The organism is Streptomyces sp. NBC_01176, from assembly GCF_045039825.1.
GTDB lineage: Bacteria > Actinomycetota > Actinomycetes > Streptomycetales > Streptomycetaceae > Streptomyces.
This window is the reverse complement of sequence record NZ_CP108600.1, coordinates 1163115-1188274: the sequence shown is the minus strand read 5'-3', so window position 1 is coordinate 1188274 and position 25160 is coordinate 1163115. Positions and strand designations below refer to the sequence as shown.

The window sequence follows — 25160 nt, the reverse complement described above, 5'->3', positions numbered from 1 at the left end:
GTCTTGCGTCGTGCGAGGGACGCTGCGCGCCGGAGGTCGTCATGACTGGTCCCCATACGGGGCGAGGTCTCCGGTACACCTACCCACGACCGCGGCAGCAAGGCGCGCTCGCTGTGGCGTGAAGATCACACAGGTCGGATAGCTCTTCGCCGCCCCGTGAGACGGCGAAGAGCCTGAGCGGCTGGTTCCACAACCCCCTGCCGCCGACTCGCCCTCCCGTCGACGCTCACACTCGCTTCGTACGGCCAACGGCCGCGTTCAAGATGCTCTCCGGGGTACGTCACCTGGCGCCGCTCTCAGCAGGGGTCACCTGGCGCCGCTCTCAGCAGGGACTCAGGAGCAGGCCGTTGCGGCTCATCGCCCGGGTCGGGTCGGCTCGGGTCTGGTCTCGGCTTTCCTGCTGCGATTGCCGTGCCAGTCCAGTATCAGGACCGTAGCGTCGTCCTTGAGGCTGCCGTGGCAAGCGTCAAGCACCGCGGCCGTCAGGGTCCGGACGGCTTCTCGCGGGTGCAGCGCGCGGGTGTCGCGAACGACCGAGGCCAGGTCGACGGCCGCGGCACCGCGCTCCTGCATTCCGTCGGTGAGCAGGACCAGGCGGTCCCCCGGACGCAAGTGCAGTTCCTGTAGACGGTAGGTGGTGGGTGCCGCCACACCGAAGGGCAGGTTGACGCCGAGTTTCACCTCTTCGACGGCGTTGTCACGCAGCAGCAGCGGCCGGGGGTGGCCGGCGTTGACCAGTTCGCACAAACCCGTTTCGAGGTCGACGCACAGCAGCTGCCCGGTGGCCAGGCCGCGGCTGTGAGTCAGCAGGGTCTCGTGGGCGTGGAGGGCCTGCTTGAGGGCGTCACAGCCGCTGCGACGTGCCCGCCGCAGCGCGCCGACCAGCAAGGTGGCCAGCAGAGCGGAGTTGGTGTCGTGGCCCATGGCATCGGTGATGGACAGGTGCAGGGTGTCGCGGCCGAGGGTGTAGTCGTAGGTGTCGCCGCCGATGTCGTCGGCCGGGACCAGCCCGGCGGCGAGGGTGAACTGGGCCGCCTCGCAGCAGGGGGCCGAGGGAAGCAGCTGGTGCTGGATCTCCGCGGCCAGGCTGGTCCTGGTGGTGCGCCGGCCCAGGTGGTACAGATCGGTGAAGCGGCGGTCCGTGACGATGATGTAGGCCAGTGCGTGGGCCGCGTCGCGGACCTGTCGGAGCACGGTGTCGTCTGCGGACTGCAGGGTCACCTCCAGGACGCCGATGCAGTCGCCGCGGTTGGTGACCGGCGTGATGACGCGCCGCCCGCCCTGTCCGTCCGGTTCCACATGCTGGCGCTGGCTCTGCAGAACGCTGTCGTAGACGCTGCCCTGCAGGGCGATCGGCTCGCCAGGGTCGGCGGCCTCATCGCCGGCCGCGGCGAGGCGTACCAGTCGCTGGCCGATGAGGTCGACGAACAGGAAGGACACGTGCTCGGCACCGAAACGCTTTTGCAGGTCGTGTGCCACGACGTCGACGGACTCACCGGGCGGGGCCGCTTCCGCGGCGGCCAGCAATTCGCCCAGTTCCAGATCTCCACCCTTCACAGCAACCTCCTGTCGGTTGCCGCTCCTTCTTCCCCGAGTCCGCGCAACCTCACCTGATCTGCTTATTTCTCCTGGTCAGGACAGTGGGCCAGAGCGGTACGAGCACGTCCCGGGTCCGTCAGGCGGCGCGCGTCGGCGGACGTGCGGCCAGTGCGTCGGCGGCCCTGGATACAGAGGAAACAGCATGTCGACTGCATGGCGAGCGATCCGGCAACGGGCCGATGCCGCTCCGGTGCACGGTGGTTGCTGGGCCGCCGCTGCCCACCATTGACAACAGGAGCGGACGACGATGACCTGGCAGTGGATCGCCCCGGCGATCTTCTCCCTCACCCTGCAGCCTGCTGCCGGACTGGTCATGGCCAGCGGCTGGGCCCCACGCCGCCTACGAAGCCGGTTCACCCCCTACGGGCCCTCCGGTTGAATCCCTCTCCCGGATGTCGCCAACTCGATCCGCCCTGACGTGTCGTGAGTACTTCGCCCAGTCAAAATGGTGAACGTGGCCCCTGGGGCGCCACCGTCACAGCCAGTTTGTCGTCTGATGCGCGGTCAGAGCCGTCCAGGACAGACGGGAAGCCGGCGGAGGTGGCGGCCTTCTCCTCCGCGTGGATCTTGTTGTAGGCGTGGCGCCGGCACTCGGATGACGGCCGTGCCCACCGGGTCAGTAACCCGGTGGACGCGGCTGCTGGCCGGCGGCATCGCTTCTACGACCTGCGGGGTCGCACGGACTACCGGCCCGCTCGGTTGAACGAGAAGTAGTCGATGTTGCCGAATCCGGGCTGTCCGCCAGACGCCACGAGGAAGACGCGATGGTGCCCACTGGTGGGGGGTGACCGACGTTGACTGGACGGAGAGGGTGTCGAAACCGCCGGTGCCCGCGACGGAGAGCACACCGATCTGCGGCCCTGTGACGGAGTCGAGGAGCCGGGAGAGCCGCAGGCCCTGACGGAAGCGGCGGTCGTCGCGGACGGCGAGTTCCTGCATGCCAGCGGTGTGCCTGCACGGATCCTCGCCGAGGAAGCCGCCGACGTTGTCGAACAGGTGTCGTCTGGGCGCACGGGCGGGCAGGCCCTGGCGGCTGTCCTCAAAGAATGGACGGAGCGCAGCTGACCACCGGTCCCGTCACAATGCTCGGCGGTTCCGTCGTGTACCGGCCTGCTGACCCTGGTCGGTGAGGCCTCCGCTTGAAACGGCCGGAGCGGCCCGCCGATGACCAGCGCTGGTGACTCGGTGCGGATCTTGTCGAGGAACTGCCCGGCCCGCTGTCGAGGGCCTCACTCAGGGCGATCCAGCGTTCCGGCCGGTTTCCGCACTGCGCGAGCAGGTGCTGCAGCGCATCGCTGGTGTTGTTGTGCGTGAGGACGTCGTTCGCGGGGAGTCGGCGCAGGTGGCACAGCGTGCTGTGGCGGGAGTTGAGTTCTAGCGCTCAGAAGATGATCTTAGTTGCACTCCAGATAGAGATCGGAGTACTCGGAACGCTGGAGCTGCTGGGTCGTTGGGTAGGTGGGGCCCTGATCGCCCGGCAGCGTCGTCCCGGCGATGCTGGCGGTAACCGACCAGCCGGGGTAGGGCCTCGGGTTCCACGCTGAACCGGGCCGACCTGGCAGTGCTCACCGGTGCTGCCGTGACGGCTTTGGTACGTCCGGGCTCGCGGTGCCGACCCCCGGCGCGGCGCCAGGACCCGGCATGGGCAAGGCTCCCTCGGTGGAGCCGGACGGCGGGACGACGCTGCTCGTCCGCCGTGGAGAGCGGAGCAGTGAGAGGATTCGAGGGTGACAGCAAGAGCCAGTGACATCGAGAAGGCGGCTGGTGTGCTGCGCACCGGAGGGCTCGTGGCCTTCCCGACCGAGACCGTCTACGGTCTCGGCGCGAACGCCGACGATCCCGCCGCAGTCGCGCGTATCTTCCAGGCCAAGGGGCGTCCGACCTCCCACCCGCTGATCGTCCACCTTGGCGGCGCGGAGCTGCTGGACGACTGGGTCGAGGACGTGTCGGCGACCGCGCGCCTGTTGGCCGAACGCTTCTGGCCGGGGCCACTCACGCTGGTCCTGCGGCGCGGTCGCCGGGTACCCCTCGAAGCGACGGGCGGCCTTGAAACGGTGGCTGTGCGTGTGCCCGACCACCCCGTCGCGCTCGCGCTGCTGGCGGCGTTCGGCGGTGGTGTCACGGCCCCGTCCGCCAACCGCTTCGGACAGGTCAGCCCCACAACCGCGTACCACGTCGGTGCCGAGCTCGGTGATGCCGTCGACTTCGTCCTGGACGGCGGACCTTGCGGGGTCGGCGTCGAGTCCACGATCGTCGACGTCACGGGCGAGATCCCGAGCATCCTGCGGCCCGGCGGGGTGACGCGCGAGGACCTCGAAGCGGTGCTGGGGTGCCCGCTCGCGGTCCACTCGACAAGCGGCGTTCGAGTGCCGGGGCAGCATCCGTCCCACTATGCGCCGCGTGCGCGCCTCGTCCTCGTCGAGCCCGAGAAGGTCGTCGCCGAAGCGGAGCTTGCGCAAGAGCTGGGACACCAGGTGGGCGTCTTGCTCCCTCCTGCCTTCACCGACGCTCCGGTGAAGGCGCACGCCGTGGTGACGTTGCCCGGGTCGCCGGCCGCCTACGCGCGCGGCCTGTACGGGTTTCTGCGCGAACTCGACCAGCAAGGGTGCGAGCTCATCGTCGCGTCCTTGCCCGCGGAGGAGGGGCTGGGCCTGGCGATCGCCAACCGGCTCCGCCGCGCCGCAGGGCCCCGTCTCACCGCGTGACCAGCATCGACCCGACGACCGTCCCCCATCCCCGCCACGCCTCGCAGCCCGCGGCCCGAGCCGGTCGGCCGCGGAGGACGATGCTGCACGCCTGGTCGGCGCGGCGGTCACGCGGTGTCCGCGTATACGGATGTCCTCCGACGGCCGCCAATCACGCTGGGCAGCCACGCCGGGGCGGTCACGACGTGGTGGGCACCGCCGCATCGAGACCGCGGGACGCGACGAGCTGCGCACTGCCGTCAGCCAAGCGGTAGCACAGCCCCGCCACGGCCGCCTGCCCGGCAGCGACCTTGTCGGCAAGCACCCGGGAACGGTCCAGCATCAGGTCGACGGTGTGCCTTATGTGCTCGGCGAGGATCTCCTCCGGTTCAACCCGTCCGGCGGCCCGCGCCGCCAGCACGCTGGGAGTCACCCGCTCCACAACGTCCCGGATGTACCCCGCCGGCGCGATGCCATCCTCCAACGCGGCGCACGCCGCGCCGACCGCGCCGCACGAATCGTGCCCGAGCACGACGACCAGCGGGCAGCCCAGCACGTCCACGCCGTACTCGATGCTGCCCAACACTTCCGCACCCATGACGTGGCCTGCGGTGCGCACCACGAAGAGGTCGCCCAGGCCGCGGTCGAAGATGATCTCGGCGGCCAGCCGGGAGTCGGAGCACCCGAACAGCACGGCGAAGGGCTGCTGGGCCGGTGCGATCTCGGCGCGGCGGGTGGCGTCCTGGTTCGGGTGCTCAGGAGCACCCGCGACGAAGCGCTGGTTACCTGCCAGCAGTAGCCTGAAGGCGTCCTGGGGCGTCGTATGGTTGATCTCGGTCATGACCGCAGCCTACGATCCAGAACCAGCAGTCACACCGTCTGGCTCTCGCACTCAGGCGCAACTTCTCCAGGCCGAGGCCGAGGCCGAACTCCGAAAGGTGCAGGAGCCCCTTGTGGGCGGCGTGGTGCGGGACAGACCCGGCCAGTACGACCATGTAGGACACGGTCCAAGGCACCCTGGGACTGATGCGCAGGGCCGGTCAGGCAATCGTGACGGGGATCTGAAGAATCGCACCAGCATGTCCGCTCTTCCGTCTCACGGATAGACAGTCACGTGCCCGTCCAACCCGATACCGGTGACAGCCAGGCCGCCGCCAGGAACGTCGCGAACTATCCCCGTTCCAATATGCGTGTCCAGGTTCCAACTACCGTGTCGCGGCTCATCACAAGATCTCCGACAGAGCCCGTATTTCCCCCAGGAGCGACTTCACCTTTCCCGCCCACACGTTCGAACGCGGCGGGATTCTCCTGCGCCTGGTGATCCGCATGTGGTCTGCTCCGGTCTGCTCAGCTGATAAATGCTGGTTTGCGTCCCGTCTCGTGCGTGATGATTCTCGGTGTGGCAGACACGGAACCTACCGAAGAAGAGACGCCGGACGGACTGCTGGGCTGGTGCCTGGTGGCCAACGTGGCGCAGGAAATCGTGCGCGGCGAGAGTGGTCTCAACATCCAGCGCGGCACGAAGCACTTCCCGGTAGGCGCCCTGCTGTGGATCCCGCCCGTGCGCTGGGACCCTGGCTGGGGTCGCTGGCATGCGGTCGGGCGGCACAGAGGCAACGGCCGCCGGTACGTCAACATGGTCGTGCGCGCGGACGACCTGGAGAACTTCCGGGTCAAGGGCGTCTACAGCGAAGGTCTCGTCCGCGGCCTCAACGGCTACGACCACGACCCGGCCGCCCCGCGCACCCTCCAGAACCCGTGGACTCGCGAGCGGGCCCAGAGCTGGGCGGACGGCCGGAACCACGTCCGGGAGAGCATCGTCATCGACGGCCAGCGCCACACGCGGATCACCGTTCCCAACCCTCCGCCGGCAGAACTCCAGGTCGGCGGCGAAATCCTGCACCTCGCCCAGTACGGCACCAGGGGACCCCACTACAGTCGCATGCCCCCTCCCGTGGAATGGGTCCCCGAGACCTGAGTGACGGCATTCGAACGTGTGGGCGGGGAAGTTGACGCCACTGGTGGGGAATTACGGGCTCTGTCGGGGATCTTGTGATGCCAGTCCACTGCGAGCTTTGGGGCTGACGGTCACACCAGGGCGAGTGCCGTCGTCGTGATCGCCGACTTCGAATCGCGCAGTCAGATCCAGTCAGCGCCAGGCGGGATTACGGCTCGGCAGCAGGTTCGCCGATCTTGCCTGCAGCATGGAAGAGGGCATGCAGTTGGCGTAACGGCCAAACCGTGGCGCCGCGGCTCGATTCCGCAGCCGGCTGTGATCCGCTGGTCGGAACGTCTCAACCAAGCTGGGCGCGTTGGGTACCGCGAGGTCCACCGCAGCCTCGCCCTTCGCAGCCGGCCTCCGGCACAGTAGAGAGGGAGATCTGCGGCGCCAGCCACCTTCGACACAATGACGGGCGAGTACAGCGGGCGTCGCGGGGACGCCCTGACGGTCAACGAGCCTGGCCGGATGGAGGGTTTCCGGGAACGGGGCTGAATAGGTCTGGCCCTTTCGGATCGCTTCAGGCGGCGTTGCGCGACGGCGGACGGCCCCTCCGGCACCCAGCCCCGGCCGGGGTCGTCCGCCGCAGGGTGTCGGTGCGGAACAGTTCCCGGGCGATCGCCGCGTGTCCACGCCGGGTGGAGTAGGCGAGTTAGACGGCGACCCGGCTGTTCTCGATGCGTCCTGCGGTCCCGGTGAATTGGCGCTGCACACCGACCGTGGCGGCGCCCTTCTTGAGGTCACCAGTCTCGTCGACGACCAGCACCGCCGCAGTGTCGTGCAGTTGCTTGACGACGAAGCCGCGGATGTCGTCGCGTACCGCGTCGGCGTCCCACTTGGCCCTCGACAGCAGGTGCTGCAAGCCGTACGGGTTCGCGTCCCCGACGTGCTCGGCGAGCGGCCAGCAGTTCTTGCGTGGCAGGTCAGACAGCAATCCGAGCACGAACGCCCCTGCCCGGCGCCGTGGTTCCACCCGGACGAACCTTCCCGCGATACGGCCCATCAGGACCTCGAACGTCTCCTGCCAGCGGCCGGGATCCATGCTGTGGCCCGCTGCCGCCGTCTGATCTTCTGTCTTCACACACCGATGATCAACGGCGGCCGTACCCGTTCACAGAGTGGGCCCGACCAGCAAGTGTCCTGTGCCATCGAAGTTTGACCATCAGCCGAGGTAGTTCGCGCGTCCCTCGTCGTCGAGCTCGAAGGGGCCCTCAGGGATGATGCAGAACTCATTGCCCTCGGGGTCTGCCATCACCAGGAACCCACCGCCGGCGTACTGCTCCAGCCTATGCCCGCCGAGTATCTCGATCCGTTGCTGCTCGGCGCCGGGATCGGGAGACGTGATGTCGAAGTGCATCCGGTTCTTGCTGGACTTGGGTTCGGCAGTTCGCTGAAAGCCCAGCCCCAGGCCGTTCTCCCGCCGCAGCCAGACGTATGGGCCCATACGTCCCACGACCGGCCTACCGAGCAGTTCGGACCAGAACGCAGCGAGTCGCTCGGGGTCTGTGGCATCGACGATGAGGGCATTGATCTGCATGGATGAGTCCACCATGCCCCGATCCTTTCAAACGCGCGCTCAGCAGCGGCTGTGACCAGCGGAAATCATGATTCGAGGAAACGAGCCGCCCTATAGTCAGACTTCGGCAGCATCCGCTCATGGCGCGATGGCACAGGACAGCGAGATCGCGATCTACAGCTGGAGTACTACGAGCGCCTTCCGCAACACGCAGAAGCACACCTGACCTGGGCGCTCATCACTCTCATGACCCCAAGGCTAACCCGTCGCGGTCCTCGCACCGACTGGTCGAAGCACTGACTGGCTTGCCCTGCCACCGAGTGAGAGTCGGATGGACAATGCCTGGATGATCCCTCCAAGAATCCGCGTTGCCGCCTACGTGATTCGTCATCGCGCCGATCCTGAGCTCCTCGTGTTCGATCACGTCGATGACCCCGATGCCGGAACCCGCAGGTCCCTGCGGGAGGGGTCCGTCCGGGCGAGCGGCTGGAAGAGGCCGCTCGACGAGAGATTCGTGAAGAGACAGGGCTACGGATAGCGAGTTTGCTCCGGAAGCTCGCTGTCGAGGAAAAGCCCCACCCTGAGACCGGGCAGCCTAGACGCACTACGTTGTTTCACCTCGAAGTCCCCAGCAATACCCCGGACACATGGCTTCACCGCGTCCAAGGGGACGACTCTGATGCTGGCTTGACCTTTGCCTGCCGCTTCCTGACGGTCCCCCTGGCACAGCGTTTGGCCGACGACCAAGGCATCTGGCTGGACCGCATCGACAGCACTTGGCGAACCCAAACTGAGCCGCAACGTTAGACCGTCAGTGTCCGTCTGTCAGGAACGTCCTCGACGCAGGAATCCAACACGCACTCAGGTGCCTCGTGAGCGTCGTACGCTGTCGAGCCACCGTGAGAACCTCGTTCGCCGGTCTGCCGCGTCCGGTACGCCGGACTCCTGACGCCCGGCACCGAGGTAGAGAGGGTGGCAGAGGGCTCCGGAGGCATCGGTAGCGGCTCCGGGCCCGGCCAGGAGAGGGAGCGACGATTTCGTCCGACACGTGGAGGTCACGGGCGGTGATCTCTACGGTGTTGTTCTCCACCGCTCAAGGAGGGCCTGGGCCGTTTCCTTGACTCCTTCGTCGTCGGCATAGACCGAGTGTGTCCGACTTGGAGGACTGGCCGTATCGCGCGTGCTGCACGTGCCCCAGCAGCGGGACGCCCAAGGCTGCCATGTTGGCCTGCACCGCTCGCAGGAAGGCGGGTTCGGGCTGGGTCGGCGGCCTGCGGTATGACCGGTATGGGGGCGCCAGTCGCAGACGTGCGGCGTGCGCTTGTTGCCGCAGCTGCAAACTGGCGCATCACACCGCGGGTGAACTTTCGGCATGCCGGGACGGGAGCCGATCGCCCAGCTTCATATCGCGTTGTCGGGCGTTCGTGGTCGATGGCTACTCTTCGGTCGGCTGCTCTCCGAGAGCGGCCTGCCGCTCCTTGTGCCGGGCCCATGTGCCATGGCCCTTCCGGGCCTCCTGCGCCGCCCGGTCGGGTTCGTCTGCAGGGTCGGGGTCGTCGCGGAACTTCTTCACGGTCAGGCCCGCGAACCGGCCTCGCGTTGCTTGCCCCGTGGCGCCACCGCGACACCGTATGCATCTGAGACCACTTCGTCGCGGCAGCCCGATGGGCGGCCACGACCGCCGAGACGGCGTTCGCCAGCGGAGTCCCGGACGGATTCGGCATCACCGGGTCGTCGGCGAGCGCGACCAGGGCGACGGGTGAAGTACCGGCGAAAGTCCTCGGACCGTCCCTTGAAGCGGGGGATCCAGCCGCGGACCGTGCCCTCGGCCCGTCCCAGATACGCGGCCACCTGCCGGTGCTCCATCCCCAGGGCCGCTATCTCCAGCCCCGCCCCGATAACCTCGGCCGCGTCCGACAGACGCGGCTAGATCGCATTCGGCAGCAGCACGTGAGTGACTGGCAGTCTGCACGCCGCGACCGGCGAGGACGCACGGACAAACGGGTCCCGAAATCACCGCGTACTTCCCGGGGCCGGCCGTGTTCCCACGGTGCGAGGACCCCCTTGCCCGACGGGCACTTCAACTTGCTTTCCCGCAACTGCTGTTCGACCAGCGTCGGTGTCCACGATCAGCACCCGGTGTCCTCCGCGACGTGGAGCGTACTCACCTCCCGAGCACCGACAAAGCACGGTCAGCCTGCCCAAACACCTAAGGGATCATGTGGAGTTCGGGCGATCACGGAGGATCACTCAGCTTCCGGCCACCCGTCCAGGGCGGCAGCCAGGCGGTGGCGAGGAGCCGGATCCTTCGACTCGCCAGCCAGACGGTAAGCGATCGGCCCCACCTGCCAGCCTTCGTGATAATCGAAAGGCGAAGGCGGACCAGCCGCAGTGTGCGCAAGCTTCGCTACCAGCTCTGCGAGCCGGAAGCACAGGTCCTCCGCAGCCGTCAGGGGCTTGTCCTTGTCGAGCCCGGGCTGACGGACCGGATCGAAGACCACCCGACCCTCCGGCCATCGCGTGATGTCTACGGCAAGGGCCAACGCAGCTTGGATGTCCAGGGGCTTCCACTCATTTGGGATCATGCCAAGAGCGTCAGCCACCGACAACCACGTTCCCAAGGCTCCTTCGTGTTCACCGCGTCGTCGCGCACTAAGGCATCGTTTCCTTTGGCGTGATGTTCGTTGGTCCGTGCATGACTGTTCTGGTTGAACGGTTGGTGCCGGACGAGTTATGGGTGCTGTTCCGACGTGTGGTGCCGCCAACCGAAGTGAAGCGTCCGCAGGGCGGAGGCCGACGTCGGGCCGGTGACCGCGAAACTCTGGCGGCCATCGCCTTCGTGGCCACCTCGGGCTGCACGTGGCGGCAGCTGCCGCCGGTGTTCGGGCCGGCTTGGACCACGGTCTACCGACGCTTTGCCCAGTGGAGCCGAGACCGGGGGTGGGCCCGCCTCCACCGGGCCGTCGTCCTCGACGAACTCGGCGCCCAAGGAGAGCTGGACTGGTCGCGGTGCGCGATCGACTCCGTCAGTGTGCGGGCGGCAAAAGGGGGCCTCTGACGGGACCGAATCCGACCGACCGAGGCAAGCCGGGATCGAAAATCCACCTGATCACCGACCGAAACGGACTGCCCCTGTCACTGTGCATCTCCGGCGCCAACATGCACGACAGCCTCGGCCTTCAGCCGCTGGTGCGCGGCATCCCGCCCATCCGTTCCTGGCGCGGCCCGCGGCGCCGACGGCCCGCCAAACTCCACGCGGACAAAGGCTATGACTACGACCACCTGCGACGATGGCTGCGCAAGCGTGGCATCCGCCATCGCATCGCCCGCAAAGGCATCGAGTCCTCGCAACGGCTGGGCCGTCACCACTGGGTGGTCGAGAGGACCGTGTCCTGGCTCGCCGGATGCCGGCGCCTGCACCACCGCTACGAACGCAAGGCCGAACACTTCCTCGGGCGGGGGGCCGTCCCCGCCTGCTCAGTCCTGACGACGAGGACTTCGTCGTCCAGACGGCCACCACAAGACCGACCAAGCTCGGCCAGCCCTTCACCCGCTGGTCCATCCGCAAACTCGCCGCCTACCTGCGGAAAGTCCACGGCCGCGTCATCCGGATCGGCCGCGAGGCGTTACGGTCCCTGCTCTCCCGCCACGGCATCACCTTCCAGCGCACCAAGACCTGGAAGGAATCGCCCGACCCGGAGCGCGATGCCAAGCTCGACCGAATCGAGCACGTCCTGGACCGCTTCCCTGACCGCGTCTTCGCGTTCGACGAGTTCGGGCCCCTCGGCATCCGCCCCACCGCAGGCTCTGGCTGGGCCCGCGCCGGTCACCCCGAGCGGCACCCCGCGACCTACCACCGCACCCACGGCGTCCCGTCCTTCCACGGCTGCTACTCCATCGGCGACGACACCATCTGGGGCATCAATCGCCGCAAGAAGGGCGCCATGAACACGCTGGCGGCCCTCAGGTCCATCCGCGCGGCCCGCCCGGACGGCGCCCCGATCTACGCCATCCTGGACAACGTGTCCGCCCACACGGGCGAGACGATCCGGCGCTGGGCGAAGAAGAACCGGGTCGGGCTGTGCTTCACGCCGACCTATGCGTCCTGGGCCAACCCGATCGAGGCCCACTTCGCGCCGCTGCGGCAGTTCACGATCGCAAACTCGAACCACCGCAACCACACCGTCCAGACCGGGGCGCTGCACGCCTACCTGCGCTGGCACAAAACCAACGCCCGCCACTCCCGACGTTCTGGACGCCCAACGCCGCGAGCGTGCACGCGTCCGCAGCGAGAAGGGCATCCGCTGGGGCGGGCGCCCACTCAGCACAGCAGCCTGAACGAACTGGTATTCCTGTCCAGTGGAGCTGCTAGTCGTCGAAGTCGAAGCCCGAAGTCTCTGCCCGGGCGATGATGTCGCGGACCGCGTCGGGGCTCGTGATGACTGACTCAAGGGCCGTCTTGAGTTGCGCAAGGTCACTCGGAGTCCCGACAGCGCAGAACATGCCGGCCTCGCTGTCGAAGTCGAGCGGCTCGGCAATGTCCGGCCAGGCAAACCGCACGAGACCTTCCCAGAATTACCCGTTCGGTTCGTGCCCTGCGTCGGCTACTGCCACGTCAGCGGCCAGGCCGCCGACAACCAACGTGAGCGAGGGTTCGCCGTCGGAGTCATGAAGCTTGATAGTCACGGCCGCGATCTTCTCACGCCCGGCACGAGCCGCCGGATCCGCTCCAGCGGCCCATCCGCTCCCTCGCCGCTCTCGACCCCGGTGAGCCTTTCCGGCCACGGCACTAGCCCATGTAAGGGCCCACGGAACCAATTCCCAGAGCCCGGCGTCGTGTCTGGTACTCGTGATTCCTTAGGGGTGCACTGTGGAAGGTGATCCGCCGTGGTGGACCATCATCGTGATTTCAGCCGGAGCAACCGTGATCTTTGGAGCGATCCTTCTGTCTGTGATTGTCGCGGTTGCTTTCGGAGCGGGTTGGATGCGTAGGAGGTATCGCCGCTAGCCCGGCGCCACAACTTCATTGAGGTCTCGGGTGACCTCGGTGGGCACCGGCCCGTCCTCCTGGGGGTACACGACGCCTTCGGCGACGGCATCGCCTACCGGGCGGAGCTGTCGGTCCGCACCGAGCATCCGGTTATGTCCGACGACCCGATCCCGCGCCAGGACCTGGGCCTTCCCGCCTCCTGGTGGGAAGAGCTGACGGGAGCGCTGGAGAAGCTCTCCGGGGCCGGCACCGGCCGTGTTGCCGTGCGCGAGACGTACATGGCCCGGGCCATCCCCGACTTCGTGGGCATCACGGCCCCGCCCTCGGTCTCCTGGACCACCACGCACGGTGATCTGTACTGGGCGAATCTGACCGCGCAGCAGCAGATACCCGACTGGGAGGCACGGGGCTGGGCCGCGCAAGGATTCGACGCCGCCACGCTCTACCCGTACACGCTGCTGCATCCGGGCGTCGCGGACCGCGTCCGTGCTGCCTTCCCTGTCCTGGGCAGCGTGGAAGGCCTCGCCGCCGAAGCGGTGGTATGCGCGATGCTGTTGCAGACCGCGGAACGCGGAGACAACCTGGCCCTCACGGACCAACTACGAGTATGGGCGGCCGAACTTCGGCACCGACCTGGAAGACAGAGGCCGGGCGGTCCACCGGGACGCCGACCTGGCTGACCGCCGCCTCACAAGGCGGACTGGACTTGTCCGCCAGGCCAGTAGCCTCTACCGCTCTCAACCCAGCCCTACACGCCGCAAGACGGGCGGGCGCGGGGCGTCTGTGCACCGTAGACACAGGCCTGGTCCGGCACTCTCCCCGGGTGGCGGACCAGGCATCGTCAGGTCCAGCCTCTCCGTTCCACAGCGTGCTCGACGCGGTGCACTCCACTCGGAAGCCCGATATCCGTATTGTCATATACGCCCGGCTCGCTGACAGGACGGCAGGGCACGCGGTCCCGCGCTCCGTTCGCACGCCGCGCGGGACCGCCCATACCGGCGGCCGAACCAGCAGATTCGACCAGCCCATGAACGCCGAAGGTATCGGCGTGTGCGGAGCCTGAGCACCGGGTCCTTTGCGTCTTGCAGGCCATCCGGAGATCTACGACCTGAGTGCGCTTCTCGCGCATGAAGAACACCGTATCGAATGACCGTTCAGTGACGATTGGCGTTCCGGTTGAGGACTCGCCATGGACACCTGGTGGCTGGACGCCCTCGCCTGCTAGCCGTTGTCGCGCCGGGGCGTACGCGAAGTGCCGCGGCCGTGTGCGACGGGGCGGTGGGCATGCTGTCGCCCCTGGCGGGGCGACAGCCTCAGATCCGGGTGAGGTTCACCGGCCAGCGGTGGTGAGCTGCACGGACAGGTCCCAGAGTTTGCGCGCGTTGTTGGGGTCGAGGGCGTAGTCGGCGACGCCGCGGCGGACGCCGGCGGTGAAGGGGCCGGCTTCCTGGCAGTCCTCGAAGTAGGTGCCGGTGACGCCCTCGACCAGAGGGGATGCCGCCAGGAGGACGGATGTCGCGGCGCCCTGGGCGATGGTCTTCTCGGTGACGCCGGTCTTGCCTGACGGGTCGAACGAGGCGGGCGGGGCGTCCATGTGGCGGCCGAGCCCCGTTCCCCAGATCCGTCCGGGGTTGAGCGCGTTGATTGCGATGCTGTCGGCTGCCCAGCGTTTGGCGGCCTCCACGGCGAAGAGAATGTTCGCAGTTTTGGACTGGGCGTATGCCAGCCAAGGGTCGTAGGGCTCCGCCGTGAAGTCGGGGTCGTCGAAGCGGACCGGGCCGTTGACGTGCCCGACGGAGCTGAGCACGGCCACGCGGGCGCCGCGGGCGGTGGCGAGGGCGTCGTGGAGACCGACGGTCAGGGCGAAATGGCCCAGGTGGTTGGTGGCGAACTGCAGTTCCCGGCCGGTCGGGGTGCGCAGTTCGGGGGTGGCCATGATGCCGGCGTTGTTGACCAGGATGTGCAGCGGTCCGGTCCAGTCGGACACGAAGGCCGCGACGGAGGCCGGGTCCGCAAGGTCGAGCTGGGCGCCGCGGGTGCGGGCGTTGCCGGTCTCCTCGGCGATTTCCCGCGCGACCGCGGTGCCGGCCTCGAGGGTCCGAGCCGCGATGGTGACCTCGGCGCCGGCCGAGGCGAGCGCACGGGCGGTCTCGCGGCCGAGACCCCCCGCACCGCCGGTCACGATGGCGCTGCGGCCGGTGAGGTCGACGCCGGCGACAACTTCGGACGCGGTCGACTGCGGACCGAAGGGTGTGGTGACGAGCTGTGTCATGTTCCTGTTCCTGTTTCTACCGCCGGACCGTGCCGGGGACGGGTGTCATGAGGCGACGGCCTAAACTGTCCGTAAGCGGATGCAAGTCCGGGTTCCGGTCCCATAAGCGGAGTCGAGTCCGCTTCTCTCTTCACCGTAAGCGGACCCGGCTCCGTATGCAAGGAGATGTGATGCCCCGCTCAATGCGCGCGGACGCCCGGGCGAACCACGAACGCCTCCTGGAGGTCGCTGCCCAGGTCTTTGCTGAGGAGGGCACCGAGGCGTCGATGAAAGCGATCGCGGCCAAGGCCGGCGTCGGAATCGGGACCCTCTACCGCCGGTTCCCGACGCGCGAGGACCTCATCGAGGCGACCTACCGCAACGAGACCGACCGGCTGTGCGCGTCGGCACAACGGCTCTTGGACGAGAAAACCCCGTCGGCCGCACTGCGCGCATGGATGGAGGCCTTCGTCGACTACATGCTCACCAAGCGGGGCATGGCGGACGCCCTGCCCGTGATCCTGGCCACCCGCGAAGGACTGCGTCTGCACAGCCGCGATGCCCTGAAGACGGCTGTGACGACGCTCCTGGAGGCCGGTATTGCCGCCGGACAGGTGCGCCGGGACGTGGCGCCGAACGACATCCTGATGGCGCTGGGTGGCATCACGCTCATCAGCGGACACGAACAGGAGCGTGATCTCGCCTCTCGGCTCGTCACCCTTCTCCTCGACGGTCTCGCGCCCAACCGTCGCGTCGACCCGGCGGCCACCGCATAGCCACGCGAGCCGCCAGTCGTTGTCGGCCCTCCTGTCGCATCGGGGCAGCCATACTCTGACCAGCCCTTGGCCGGACTTCGCGCCGGGGCCGGCTCTCGTGTGGGCGGGATGTCGACGGGGGTGAACCGGTGCGGGGGTGATGCCAGTCTTTCGGGGCGCCGCCACGGGCTGGCGGCGTGACGGGCGACATCGGCGTCGGCTTTCGCCACCAGCCGACGTCCCGCCAGCGTGACGTCCAGGATCTCCCGGCCGCCCCTGCCGGTGGAGCGCGAGCAATGCGCCGGAGCAGCAGTCTGCGGGGAGCCCCCGGGAGCCTGCGTTGGCAACGGCGGTCACCCCGGTCTCTCACGGGCCGTGTACTTGGATCAATCTCTACAGCGGCCTGGCAGGGAGCGTCCACCCGTTGCTGGCGACGCATTCGGTACCCCGGACGCTCAGGTCAACCATTCGCGTGGGGTGCCCGTGCTGGTGGCCGACGAGCGCAGTGTCCGTAACGCGGTCAGCGGAAGGGGGCTTGCGCTGTGCCCCCAGAGAGGGCATGCCGCGGAGAACGGCGTCGGGCCGGGCAGGATGTCCTGCCCGGCCCGACCGAACGGCGGTTCAGCACCATTCAGGCCTGCGCCCGGAAAGCGGTGGGGGCCAGCCTCGAAGCCTGATCCCTAGGGCGGCCGATGGCGGTCGCTTCCTGGTGGCTCAGCCGGAGTTACCGCGGGCGAGCAACGTGGAGAGGTACCGGGCGATGCCGGACCAGTCCGTGATGGTCAGCTGGCTGTTGACGGTGACGGGCCGCGGGTTCTCGTTGTTGTTGACGCCGATCCCGAAGTTGGAGAGCGGCCCCCAGTTGTTCTCGAGGGAACGGTGCAGCCAGGGCATGCCGTTGTAGCGGGCGTTCTGGCTCGACACGATGTCGTTCATGATGCCGAAGACATCGTTGAACCGGGCAGACTCGGAGAGGAATTGGGTCATGAACAGGAAGGACTCAGCCGTGGGGCCGGCTTCTGCCCCGGTCCTTGCGTCCTGGACGAAAGCGAGCTGCCAGAGATGATTCCAAAGTCGGTTGTATGAGACGTCCAGGGTGTCCCTGGCGTGCGGTGAGGCCGCCTCCAGGGATCCGTAGGAGCCGCCGTGCCGCAGCACTCGGTACTCCGCGTTGGCCGGGGGCAGCAGCCCTCCGCCTTGGGAATTGCGCAGGCTGTTCATCGTCTGCTGAAGGTTGAACGTGCCGCGGTCGGCGGTCTCGTAGGTCACGCCGGTCGCGGTCGTGAAGCCCCGCAGGTACAGGTTGCCCGGGGAGACCCAGAGCCGCAGAAGGCCCGCAGGGCCGGAGCCGTTGGGGCGCATGTTGATGTCGACTCGGATCAGGCCGACGTCGGCGCCGCCGGTCTGGGTGATGTCGACGTTCCCGCGGTACCCGTGGCCTGCCGAGAGGCGAAGGCTGTTGATGAAAGACCTGTATCGGGCCTGAGCCGAGTACTGGGGTGTCTCGAGCGCGTCGAACCACACATGCGAAACGTTCCCCGAGGCACTCTGCCACTCCTTGATTTCGGGGACCGACACGGCTTCGGCTTCATTCCCTCTTGCACAGAGGGGGGCGACGAAGACTTAGACGGTCGGTCGTCTTACGGCGCAAATGAGCTTACAGACAATTTGACTAGTCAAGTAGATCTGTCTGGGGACCCTCGGGAGCGGTGGGCAGCCCGAGGGTGGCCCCTGGGTGCTGTCTGGCGCACGGGGCTGCCGGGGGACCACTCCGGCCTGACGTCACCCAGGAGTCGAAATGTCTGAGGACCCCGGACTACTCAGCTCCCGGGACTGGTCGGGCGGGGGTCCGGTGCGGTGCCAGCGGCGGGTGCGTTCCAGCTGCTGAGTATGCGAAGGGATCCGGCTGTGGCGGAGTCCGGCTCTGGCATGTAGACACACAGCGTCTGGTTGTCGTCGCCGGGCAGTTGCATGGACTCGTACGAGAATTCCAGCTCGCCGACGAGCGGATGCCAGTAGTGCACAGCCCCGTGGGTATGGCGCAGCACACGGTGGTCGTTCCACCAGGCGCTGAACTCCGGTGAAGCGAGCGTCAGTTCGCCGATCAGCTCGGCGAGCCGTCGATCTCCCGGGCAGCGGCCCGCCTCCAGGCGCAGCATGGCGACGGTCTCGCACGCGACTTGCTCCCAGTTGCCGGTTCGCTCGCGAGCCTCGGGGTCGAGGAGGTAATAGCGGGCGAGGTTGCGGCGCGGGGCAGGCAGTGTGTCGAAGTCGGTCAGGACGGCGCGCGCTAGGCGGTTGGAAGCCAGGACGTCGGTGCGCCGGCCGATGACGAAGGCGGGCACATGGTCCAGCGTCTGCAGCATCAGATGCAGACCCTGGCGGACCCGCTGCGGATTGACCGGCGCCCGCCGCCTGCCCGGGCGGGCGAGGAGGTCGGTGAGGTGCTCGCGCTCGGCTCCGTCCAGGCGCAGGGCCCGGGCCAGCGCGTCCACCACCTCGGGCGAGGGGTGTGAGGCCCTGCCCTGCTCGAGGCGGGTGTAGTACTCGGTGCTCACCCCTGCGAGCCGGGCCGCCTCCTCGCGGCGCAGGCCTGGGACGCGGCGGGCGCGCCCGTCGGCGGGCAGTCCCGCCGACTCGGGGCTGATCCGCGCGCGGCGGGTGCGCAGGAAGTTGGCGATCTCGCTGCTGCGGTCCATGCATCCAGTCTGGACCGGCCGCACACCGCCGGCCTCCTGCTGGGTGGTACTGGCGGTACCTGTCTGACCAGGACCATCTCCGGGCGGTTCTAGCCCTTCCTCCGGTGGTCAGCTTGAAGCCGAGGAGCCGCCGCAGACGTCGGAGGCCCCGCTTCGAAATGAACTCATCTTCCGGAAGGTGTCATCCCATGACCACCGAGACCTCTGCCCAGGCCCCCACCGAGTCCCTCGATGGCCGGGTGGCTGTTGTCACCGGCGCGTCCAGCGGTATCGGCGAGGCGTCGGCCGAGCACCTGGCATCGCTGGGCGCCAAGGTCGCCGTGCTGGCCAGGCGCACGGACCGCCTCGACGACCTCGTCGTCCGCATCGTCAAGAACGGCGGCACCGCCGTGGCGATCACCGTCGACGTCACCGACGCCGCCGCAGTCCAGGCCGCCGCGGACCGCGTGGAGGCGGAGCTGGGCGGCGCGGACCTGCTCTTCAACAACGCCGGCGTCATGCTGCCCGCACCCGTCGAGGAACTGCGCGCCGACCAGTGGCAGCGCCAGATCGACCTCAACATCTCCGGCCTGATGAACGTCATCGGCGCCTTCACCCCGCAACTGGTGCGGGCCGCCGACCAGCGCGGCGTCGCCGACCTGATCAACACGTCGTCGAGTGCTGCGCAGAACCTCTACCCCACCTTCGCCGTCTACGCGGCCACCAAGGCGTTCGTCTCGCACCTGTCGAAGCACCTGCGGGTTGAGCTGGGCCCGAAGAGGGTGCGGGTCTCGGCGATCGAGCCGGGCATCGTGGGCACGGAGCTGCAATCGCATGTCACCGACGAGGGCGCGAGCGCGTGGCTCGAGGGGTCGAAGGAGACCATCGACTGGCTCCAGTCGGAGGACATCGCGCAGACGGTCGGCTTCATCGCCTCCCTGCCGCTGCGGGTCAACCTCCCGCAGGTCTTCATCATGCCCACCGCCCAGCCCAGCTGACCGGGCAGGTCGACGCCGCACAAGACACAGAAGCGGCAAATCCTTACAAATGCTCGTAAGTGCTCTCAGGAGGGGTGAGGGTGGTCGCGACTGTCCCTCACCCCTCACAGCAAATCACCTCACACGAATCCATGGGACGGCCTCGGCAGTGCCGTCGAGGCCGTCCCGAGGAGCACGGCCCGTCACAAGACCGGAAGACCATCGGCAAGGCCCCGCCCTCGAAAGGCAGTTGATCCGCACCACTCGCCCGCCCACGGACCACTTGGAATGGAGCATCACCCATGCGCGCAGCTCCTCATGTACGGAGCTGGCGACGTCCGCGTCGGGAACGTCCCCGACTCCGTCATCAAGTACCCGACCGACGCCCTGGTCAGGATCACCGCATCCTGCGTCTGCGGCACCGATCTGTGGCCGTACGCCTCGATGAAGCCCGAGGGCGGCCCCGCCCGGATGGGACACGAGTTCATCGGTATCGTCGAGGACACCGGCTCGGAGGTGACCACCGTCAATCGCGGCGACCTGGTCGTCTCCCCCTGGGCGATCTCCGACAACACCTGCGCATTCTGCCGCGAGGGCCTGCACCCTCTTGTTCTCACCCGCAGGCAAACTTCTGGGACGGCGAGGCGGAGGAGGGCGGCCGGGCCGAAGCCATCCGCGTCCCGCTGGCCGACGGCACCCTCGTCAAGCTCCCCGTCGCCTCAGACTCGGCCCTCATCCCCTCCCTGCTGACGCTCTCCGACGTCTTCGCTACCGGTTACCACGGTGCCGTGTCAGGCGGCGTCAACGAGCGCACCCGCGTCACCGTGATCGGCGACGGAGCCGTCGGCCTCATGGCGGTCCTGTCCGCCAAGCGGCTGGGGGCCGAACAGATCATCCTCACGGGCCGCCATCAGGCCCGCACTGACCTGGGCCGCGAGTTCGGCGCCACCGACATTGTCTCCGCCCGCGGCGCGAACGGCGTCGAAGCCGTCCGCGAGCTCACCGGCGGCGAGGGCGCGCATGTGGTCGTGGAGGCCGTCGGCACCAAGCCCGCTTACGAGCAGGCCCTCGGCATCATCCGGCCAGGCGGAACTATCAGTCGGCTCGGTGCGCCGCAGTACGAGGAGGCCCCCATCGGCTTCGGCAGTCTCTTCCGCCACAACATTCGCCTGGCCGACGGCCCGTCACCAGTCCGCGCCTACATCGAGGAACTGATGCCCGAAATCCTCAACGGCGCGATCGAGCCCGGAAAGGTCTTCGACGTCACCACCGACCTCGCCGGGGTCCCGGCCGGCTACCAGGACATGGCCGACCGCAAGAGCCTGAAGGTCCTCGTCAAGCCCTAACCGGAGAACTCAGGTGGGGGTGCGGCATAGGCCGCCGCACCCCCAACCTGACAGCCGACCTCGGGGAAATACTGCCTCCCACCACAGGACACAACGTGAAGAACATCGGATTCCTCTCCTTCGGCCACTGGTCCCCCAACGCGCATTCCCGGGCCCGGTCGACCGCAGATGTGCTGCACCAGTCCATCGACCTCGCCGTCGCAGCCGAGGAACTCGGCGTGGACGGCGCGTACTTCCGGGTGCACCATTTCGCCCGGCAGGCGGCCAGCCCGTTTCCCCTGCTTGCAGCCGTCGCTGCGCGGACCTCGGAGATCGAGATTCGGCACCGGTGTGATCGACATGCGACACGAGAACCCGCTCTACATGGCCGAGAACGCGGGCGTCGCGGACCTGCTATCGGCTGGCCGCCTGCAGTTGGGCGTCAGTCGCGGCTCACCGGACCAGGTGATCGACGGCTGGCGCCTGTTCGGCTACCACCCCGCACCGGGCGAGACGGACGCCGACATGGCCCGCCGACACACAGAGGCGTTCCTGACGGTCCTCGCCGGCAAGGGCTTCGCCCGCCCCAACCCACGCCCGATGTTCCCCAACCCGCCCGGACTGCTGCGCCTCGAACCGCACTCCGAAGGGCTGCGGGAGAGGATCTGGTGGGGCTCCGCGTCGAAAGTCAACGAGAGCGGCGAGCCGCTCCACGTCCAGCAGCGCAAACAGATCGAGGCCTACCGCGAGGCCTACAACAAGGCGGGCCACACCCGCGAGCCGCGGGTCTCGGTCGCCCGCAGCATCTTCGCCCTGACCAACGACCTCGACCGCGCCTACTTCGGCCAAGACCGCAACTCCCGCGACCAGGTCGGCACGCACGACGATGTCACCCAGTCCGTCTTCGGGCGCTTCTACGCTGCCGAGCCGGACAAGCTGGTTAAGCTGCTCCTGGACGACGAGGCGATCCAGGCCGCGGATACGCTGCTACTCACCCCGCCTTGAGGGGAGGATCGCGCCCCCTTCTCGTGCGCGCAGCGAGGCAGACTTCGGGCCCGTTGTGCCGGTGCGGGCTCGGGAGCTTCCCCGGGGGAAAGGCCAAGGGGTAACTCGGCGCGAGGGAGCGCCTGCCTGTTGCACCCCATCCGATCATGGCATAGCTTCTTTTATGGATGAATCAAATCACCTCAAGGGATTTCACCCTGATCTTGCTGCATCCGGAATGCTGGGGCGACGCGGGTCTCACCCCATCCAGATCCGACGGGATCCGGCAAGTTCACCGCTGATCGCTGCGAATCTCCGCATACCCCCGCCGCTCTGCGCGGTGCCGCTGTCCAGCTCACCAGCCCTCACATGGCGAAGACCGGGACGCGTCACCGCCCCAACCTCCCCCCTATGATGCACATTCGCACCGTGCCTACAGTCGCTGCGTGCTCTCTGCAGAATTTCTCTGCGCCACGATGGAGCTGATGGCCTGAAGCGCTCCGCCGTGTTTGTATGGATCGGGCGTCCCTACTGTGTCCGGCATCCGGGAACAGCAGGCAAGGCAAAGAGCTCGCAACAAGATCATGAGCGAGCCTTCGTGAACCACTTCGGGCGTCGATCGGCAGATGGTTGACGGCGGAGGTCGGTTGGCCCAGTCTTGGTCGGCTTGGGACCGTCGAGAGGGCGACAGGCATGGCTGAGCGCGAGAACGTCTACGTTGACATGGTTGGAGACCTGTTCCACCCAGGGCATGTCGCGCTGCTGAGGGCCGCGCGGGACTTCGGGGAGCAGCTGATTGTCGGAGTGCTCTCAGATGAGGTCGTGGCCGGGTACAAACGCAGGCCCATCATGACCCTGGCGGAGCGGGTTGCGGTGATCGAAGCGTGCCGGTACGTCGATGTAGTGCTCCCGGACGCGCCCTACCGTGTCACGAACGAGTTCCTGGACCGGCACGGCATCGACGTGGTCGTGCACGGTGACGACCTCACGGCGGATGCGGTCCAAGAGGTCTTCGGGCCTGTGGCTGCTGCGGGAAAGTTGCAGCTTGTGCGGTACACGGCCGGCGTCTCCACGACCGACCTCATCCAACGGTGTCGCGCGGCGGACGCTTCGTGAGGGAACACGGCGACCTCGCAAGCTCCTAACGCGGATGTGATCCGGCCTTCTTGAGGCGTCTCCAGCAGATGAGGCTGCAGCCCAACGTAACCAAGGCATCGTGGAGTTCGAGGCGTCGTTCCCATCGGATGGCAAGGCGTTTGAACTGGTGGAGCAGGGCAAAGGTCTGCTCCACGACGTAGCGGAGCTTGCCCAGGCCCTTGATGTTCGGGGCGCCCTTGCGGGAGATCACGGGCAGGATCCTGCGGTGCCGCAGCTCACGGCGCACGGCTTTCGAGTCGTACGCCTTGTCGCCCAGGACGGACTCGGGTCGCCGTCGCGGTCGGCCGGGGCGTCCGGCGACGGGCAGGATGCCGTCGACCAGGTCGAGGGTCTGGGTGATGTCGTTGACGTTGGCGGCGGTCGTTGATGACGTGCAGCGGAGTGCCCTTGCCGTCGCAGATCAAGTGGTGCTTGCTGCCCGTCTTCCGCCGGTCGACCGGTGACGGACCAGTCGCAGCTCCCCCTTTTTCGCGCGGACGTGCGAGCCGTCCACGCACGCGCGGGACCAGTCGAGTTCGCCGGCCGCGTTCAGCTCGGCGAGCAGAACGCGATGCAGTTTCTCGAAGACTCCGGCTTGCTGCCAGCGGTTCAGACGCCGCCAGCGGGTCTGTCCGGATCCGAACCCCAGCTCCAGGGGCAGGAGTTGCCTGGCGATGTCCTGGTGCAGGACGTACAAGATGCCCTGCAAGCACAGCCGGTCATCCACCGGCTTCGGCCCCGGCGACCGCTCGGGCCAGGGCGGGAGGAGCGGTTCGATCAGGGCCCACAAGCCGTCGTCCACCATCCAAGGCCGAGTCGTCACACGACACGAACGGCGGAATCATCCCATCGGTCACGCCCGACCAGGGCCCCTCGACAAGATCCTGTTACGAGCTCTTAGTGCTGTAGCTGCGATCAGGGGTGAACTAGGTCTTCTCGTAGATTGAGTGACTGAGCGTTTTCAGCGTTGGCGCTCCAGGGTGAGGACGGCTGCGGCAATGACGCTCATGCGGTTGGGGCTGCAGTGGGACCGGCGGAAGATCCGGCCGGACCCCTACCGCTCCGCAACCTGGTTACCCCGCATGATGTGAACAACAGCGGGGCAAGCTGACGTACTTGCAGGCTGGCAGGGAGTGGCCTGCCAGCACGCGGCCACTCAGGCGCAAGGAAGACTGCCGGACTCAATCGAGTCGTTTTTTCAACGAACCGAGTCGTTCGGGCCTCTGTCTCAGCGAACCTCGTCGTGCGGGGTGAGCGCGCCCGGCCTCCGCCGGCGAAGTCAGTCGCGGGGTGGGTGGGAGGCGCCGCGCGCAGTGCCGTTGCGCGAGCTGGACCGGGTCAGCCTGCCAGCCGGGCGAGGGCCAGGGCGTGAGCGCGGTCGAGGGAGTCGGCAGCGGCACACGGAATGTCCGGCTGCACACCGATGCCCTCCCAATTCGTGCTCGAGACGGGGTTGATGGCGCGGCCGACGGGGACGGTGGCTTCCAAATAAGGGTGCAGGGTCCAGCCCTGGCACGGGTGCGCGCCGCCGCGGGTGGGCTCACCGACGACTACGGCGCGGCCGAGCTGCTGGAGGTCGTACGCCAGCTCCTCGGCGGCAGAGAAGGTGCTGTCGCTGGACAGCACATACAACGGCTTGGTGCCGCCGAAGCGCGCGCCTGGAACGTGCGGCAGGCTCCAGGACTGCTCGCTGCGCTCGCCGTCGCGCCAGTACATGGTGTTGAGGTGGGTGCGCTCGTCGAGCAGGTAGCTGCAGACAAAGGCGACCGTGTCCGGGTCGCCGCCCCGGTTGGTACGCAGGTCCACGATCAGCGCCTGGGCGCGGGAGGCAAGGGTGAGCGCGGCGCTCAGCGGTTCGGCGGCCCACTCCAGCGGAAACAGCATCGGTGCCAGCTCCACCACGGCGACCCCTCCGTCGAGCAACTGCGCCCGGGGCGCACCGCCCAGAGAGGAGTCGAAGTCCCGGCGCATGGCGTCCAGGGTGGCCGCTCCCTGCTTCGGGGGAATGGGGGTGGCGTGGTGCTTCAGTCTCAGGTGCCGGTCGCGGTTGACGGACTGCAGGTCCGTGGTGACCAGGCGGGCGAGCTCCTCGGCCTCGTCGACGTCGTACGCTCCCTCGGCGAGGCGTCGTTGCAGCAGGCCGGCCAGCTGTTCAGCTATCTCGGGGAAAACGTAGTGCTCGGTCAGCAGCCGGGTCGTCTCGTCGATGACAGGGGCTGGCGCAAGCTTCGTCGAAGTCGTCATAGCAGGGAGTAGAGCAGTCGC

General features: G+C 67.9%; 17 protein-coding genes and 7 pseudogenes. 12 read left to right on the top strand and 12 right to left on the bottom strand.

What is annotated here, in order from left to right:
- Positions 1-354 precede the first annotated feature (354 nt).
- Positions 355-1557 (bottom strand): PP2C family protein-serine/threonine phosphatase, encoded by a 1203-nt coding sequence (locus tag OG199_RS04910; RefSeq protein WP_405828189.1) that lies wholly within the window; start codon positions 1555-1557, stop codon positions 355-357.
- A 289-nt stretch (positions 1558-1846) separates the two neighbouring features.
- Here OG199_RS04910 and OG199_RS04905 point away from each other — a divergent pair, with 289 nt between their 5' ends.
- The gene (locus OG199_RS04905) at positions 1847-1978 is read left to right on the top strand and encodes a hypothetical protein (protein ID WP_356808941.1); all 132 of its coding nucleotides are present in this window, start codon (positions 1847-1849) and stop codon (positions 1976-1978) included.
- A 1348-nt stretch (positions 1979-3326) separates the two neighbouring features.
- A complete protein-coding gene (locus OG199_RS04900; RefSeq protein ID WP_405828187.1) occupies positions 3327-4304 on the top strand; it encodes an L-threonylcarbamoyladenylate synthase in 978 nt (325 codons plus the stop codon).
- Between the two features lie 178 nt (positions 4305-4482).
- Here OG199_RS04900 and OG199_RS04895 read toward each other — a convergent pair whose 3' ends face one another.
- The gene (locus OG199_RS04895; RefSeq protein WP_401810267.1) at positions 4483-5124 is read right to left on the bottom strand and encodes a carbonic anhydrase; all 642 of its coding nucleotides are present in this window, start codon (positions 5122-5124) and stop codon (positions 4483-4485) included.
- 558 nt (positions 5125-5682) lie between these two features.
- Here OG199_RS04895 and OG199_RS04890 point away from each other — a divergent pair.
- Entirely contained in the window at positions 5683-6261 is a 579-nt protein-coding gene (locus tag OG199_RS04890; RefSeq protein WP_405828185.1) for a hypothetical protein, read from the top strand.
- A gap of 676 nt (positions 6262-6937) precedes the next feature.
- On the opposite strand, the pseudogene OG199_RS04885 reads toward OG199_RS04890, so the two are convergent.
- Positions 6938-7285 (bottom strand): annotated as a pseudogene (locus tag OG199_RS04885) (transposase); the annotation flags it as partial.
- Positions 7286-7444: 159 nt separating this feature from the next.
- Entirely contained in the window at positions 7445-7834 is a 390-nt protein-coding gene (locus OG199_RS04880; RefSeq protein WP_405828183.1) for a VOC family protein, read from the bottom strand.
- A 450-nt stretch (positions 7835-8284) separates the two neighbouring features.
- Here OG199_RS04880 and OG199_RS04875 point away from each other — a divergent pair, with 450 nt between their 5' ends.
- Complete coding sequence (locus tag OG199_RS04875; protein ID WP_405834429.1) at positions 8285-8605, top strand: NUDIX domain-containing protein; 321 nt, start codon at positions 8285-8287, stop codon at positions 8603-8605.
- Positions 8606-10044: 1439 nt separating this feature from the next.
- On the opposite strand, the gene OG199_RS04870 is transcribed toward OG199_RS04875, so the two are convergent.
- Positions 10045-10383, bottom strand: coding sequence for a hypothetical protein (locus OG199_RS04870; protein WP_405828182.1), 339 nt, complete (start codon positions 10381-10383; stop codon positions 10045-10047).
- A gap of 110 nt (positions 10384-10493) precedes the next feature.
- On the opposite strand from OG199_RS04870, the pseudogene OG199_RS04865 reads away from it, so the two are divergent.
- Positions 10494-11284, top strand: a pseudogene (locus OG199_RS04865) (IS5 family transposase); the annotation flags it as partial.
- Positions 11203-12136: pseudogene (locus OG199_RS04860) on the top strand (IS630 family transposase). The pseudogenes OG199_RS04865 and OG199_RS04860, both read left to right, overlap by 82 nt.
- A 30-nt stretch (positions 12137-12166) precedes the next feature.
- On the opposite strand, the gene OG199_RS04855 reads toward OG199_RS04860, so the two are convergent.
- Positions 12167-12358 (bottom strand): Imm51 family immunity protein, encoded by a 192-nt coding sequence (locus OG199_RS04855; RefSeq protein WP_405828180.1) that lies wholly within the window; start codon positions 12356-12358, stop codon positions 12167-12169.
- A 582-nt stretch (positions 12359-12940) separates the two neighbouring features.
- On the opposite strand from OG199_RS04855, the gene OG199_RS04850 reads away from it, so the two are divergent.
- A complete protein-coding gene (locus tag OG199_RS04850) occupies positions 12941-13468 on the top strand; it encodes a hypothetical protein (protein ID WP_405828178.1) in 528 nt (175 codons plus the stop codon).
- A 650-nt stretch (positions 13469-14118) separates the two neighbouring features.
- Here OG199_RS04850 and OG199_RS04845 read toward each other — a convergent pair.
- Positions 14119-15060 (bottom strand): SDR family NAD(P)-dependent oxidoreductase, encoded by a 942-nt coding sequence (locus OG199_RS04845; RefSeq protein WP_405828177.1) that lies wholly within the window; start codon positions 15058-15060, stop codon positions 14119-14121.
- Between the two features lie 170 nt (positions 15061-15230).
- Here OG199_RS04845 and OG199_RS04840 point away from each other — a divergent pair, with 170 nt between their 5' ends.
- Entirely contained in the window at positions 15231-15815 is a 585-nt protein-coding gene (locus tag OG199_RS04840) for a helix-turn-helix domain-containing protein (protein WP_356807909.1), read from the top strand.
- A gap of 693 nt (positions 15816-16508) precedes the next feature.
- Here OG199_RS04840 and OG199_RS04835 read toward each other — a convergent pair.
- Both OG199_RS04835 and OG199_RS04830 read right to left on the bottom strand, forming a co-directional pair.
- Positions 16509-17372 (bottom strand): ribosome-inactivating family protein, encoded by an 864-nt coding sequence (locus tag OG199_RS04835; protein ID WP_356807908.1) that lies wholly within the window; start codon positions 17370-17372, stop codon positions 16509-16511.
- A gap of 242 nt (positions 17373-17614) precedes the next feature.
- Complete coding sequence (locus OG199_RS04830; protein WP_356807907.1) at positions 17615-18493, bottom strand: helix-turn-helix transcriptional regulator; 879 nt, start codon at positions 18491-18493, stop codon at positions 17615-17617.
- Positions 18494-18681: 188 nt separating this feature from the next.
- Between OG199_RS04830 and OG199_RS04825 the strand changes: the two genes are divergently transcribed.
- From OG199_RS04825 to OG199_RS04810, 4 genes and pseudogenes are all read left to right on the top strand, one after another.
- Positions 18682-19470: an SDR family oxidoreductase gene (locus OG199_RS04825; RefSeq protein ID WP_356807905.1), complete on the top strand. Its 789-nt coding sequence runs from the start codon at positions 18682-18684 to the stop codon at positions 19468-19470.
- Positions 19471-19767: 297 nt separating this feature from the next.
- Positions 19768-20795 (top strand): annotated as a pseudogene (locus tag OG199_RS04820) (zinc-binding dehydrogenase).
- 95 nt (positions 20796-20890) lie between these two features.
- Positions 20891-21776 (top strand): annotated as a pseudogene (locus tag OG199_RS04815) (LLM class flavin-dependent oxidoreductase); the annotation flags it as partial.
- Positions 21777-22451: 675 nt separating this feature from the next.
- Positions 22452-22874 carry an adenylyltransferase/cytidyltransferase family protein gene (locus OG199_RS04810; RefSeq protein WP_405828174.1) on the top strand — a complete coding sequence of 141 codons (423 nt, stop codon included), beginning with the start codon at positions 22452-22454 and terminating at the stop codon, positions 22872-22874.
- A gap of 25 nt (positions 22875-22899) precedes the next feature.
- Here the strand turns inward: OG199_RS04810 and OG199_RS04805 are convergent.
- The 3 genes and pseudogenes from OG199_RS04805 to OG199_RS04795 form a co-directional block, all read right to left on the bottom strand.
- Positions 22900-23700 (bottom strand): annotated as a pseudogene (locus OG199_RS04805) (IS5 family transposase).
- 156 nt (positions 23701-23856) lie between these two features.
- A pseudogene (locus OG199_RS04800) lies at positions 23857-23946 on the bottom strand (IS5/IS1182 family transposase); the annotation flags it as partial.
- A 287-nt stretch (positions 23947-24233) separates the two neighbouring features.
- Positions 24234-25139: a S41 family peptidase gene (locus OG199_RS04795; protein ID WP_405828172.1), complete on the bottom strand. Its 906-nt coding sequence runs from the start codon at positions 25137-25139 to the stop codon at positions 24234-24236.
- Positions 25140-25160 lie beyond the last annotated feature (21 nt).

What these genes read in the sequence shown, in the direction of transcription:
- OG199_RS04845 (WP_405828177.1), bottom strand. Translation starts at nt 15,060, where the DNA reads ATGACACAGCTCGTCACCACACCCTTCGGTCCGCAGTCGACCGCGTCC.
- OG199_RS04825 (WP_356807905.1), top strand. Translation starts at nt 18,682, where the DNA reads ATGACCACCGAGACCTCTGCCCAGGCCCCCACCGAGTCCCTCGATGGC.
- OG199_RS04870 (WP_405828182.1), bottom strand. Translation starts at nt 10,383, where the DNA reads ATGATCCCAAATGAGTGGAAGCCCCTGGACATCCAAGCTGCGTTGGCC.
- OG199_RS04880 (WP_405828183.1), bottom strand. Translation starts at nt 7,834, where the DNA reads ATGGTGGACTCATCCATGCAGATCAATGCCCTCATCGTCGATGCCACA.
- OG199_RS04905 (WP_356808941.1), top strand. Translation starts at nt 1,847, where the DNA reads ATGACCTGGCAGTGGATCGCCCCGGCGATCTTCTCCCTCACCCTGCAG.
- OG199_RS04840 (WP_356807909.1), top strand. Translation starts at nt 15,231, where the DNA reads ATGCCCCGCTCAATGCGCGCGGACGCCCGGGCGAACCACGAACGCCTC.
- OG199_RS04850 (WP_405828178.1), top strand. Translation starts at nt 12,941, where the DNA reads ATGTCCGACGACCCGATCCCGCGCCAGGACCTGGGCCTTCCCGCCTCC.
- OG199_RS04810 (WP_405828174.1), top strand. Translation starts at nt 22,452, where the DNA reads ATGGCTGAGCGCGAGAACGTCTACGTTGACATGGTTGGAGACCTGTTC.
- OG199_RS04795 (WP_405828172.1), bottom strand. Translation starts at nt 25,139, where the DNA reads ATGACGACTTCGACGAAGCTTGCGCCAGCCCCTGTCATCGACGAGACG.
- OG199_RS04895 (WP_401810267.1), bottom strand. Translation starts at nt 5,124, where the DNA reads ATGACCGAGATCAACCATACGACGCCCCAGGACGCCTTCAGGCTACTG.
- OG199_RS04830 (WP_356807907.1), bottom strand. Translation starts at nt 18,493, where the DNA reads ATGGACCGCAGCAGCGAGATCGCCAACTTCCTGCGCACCCGCCGCGCG.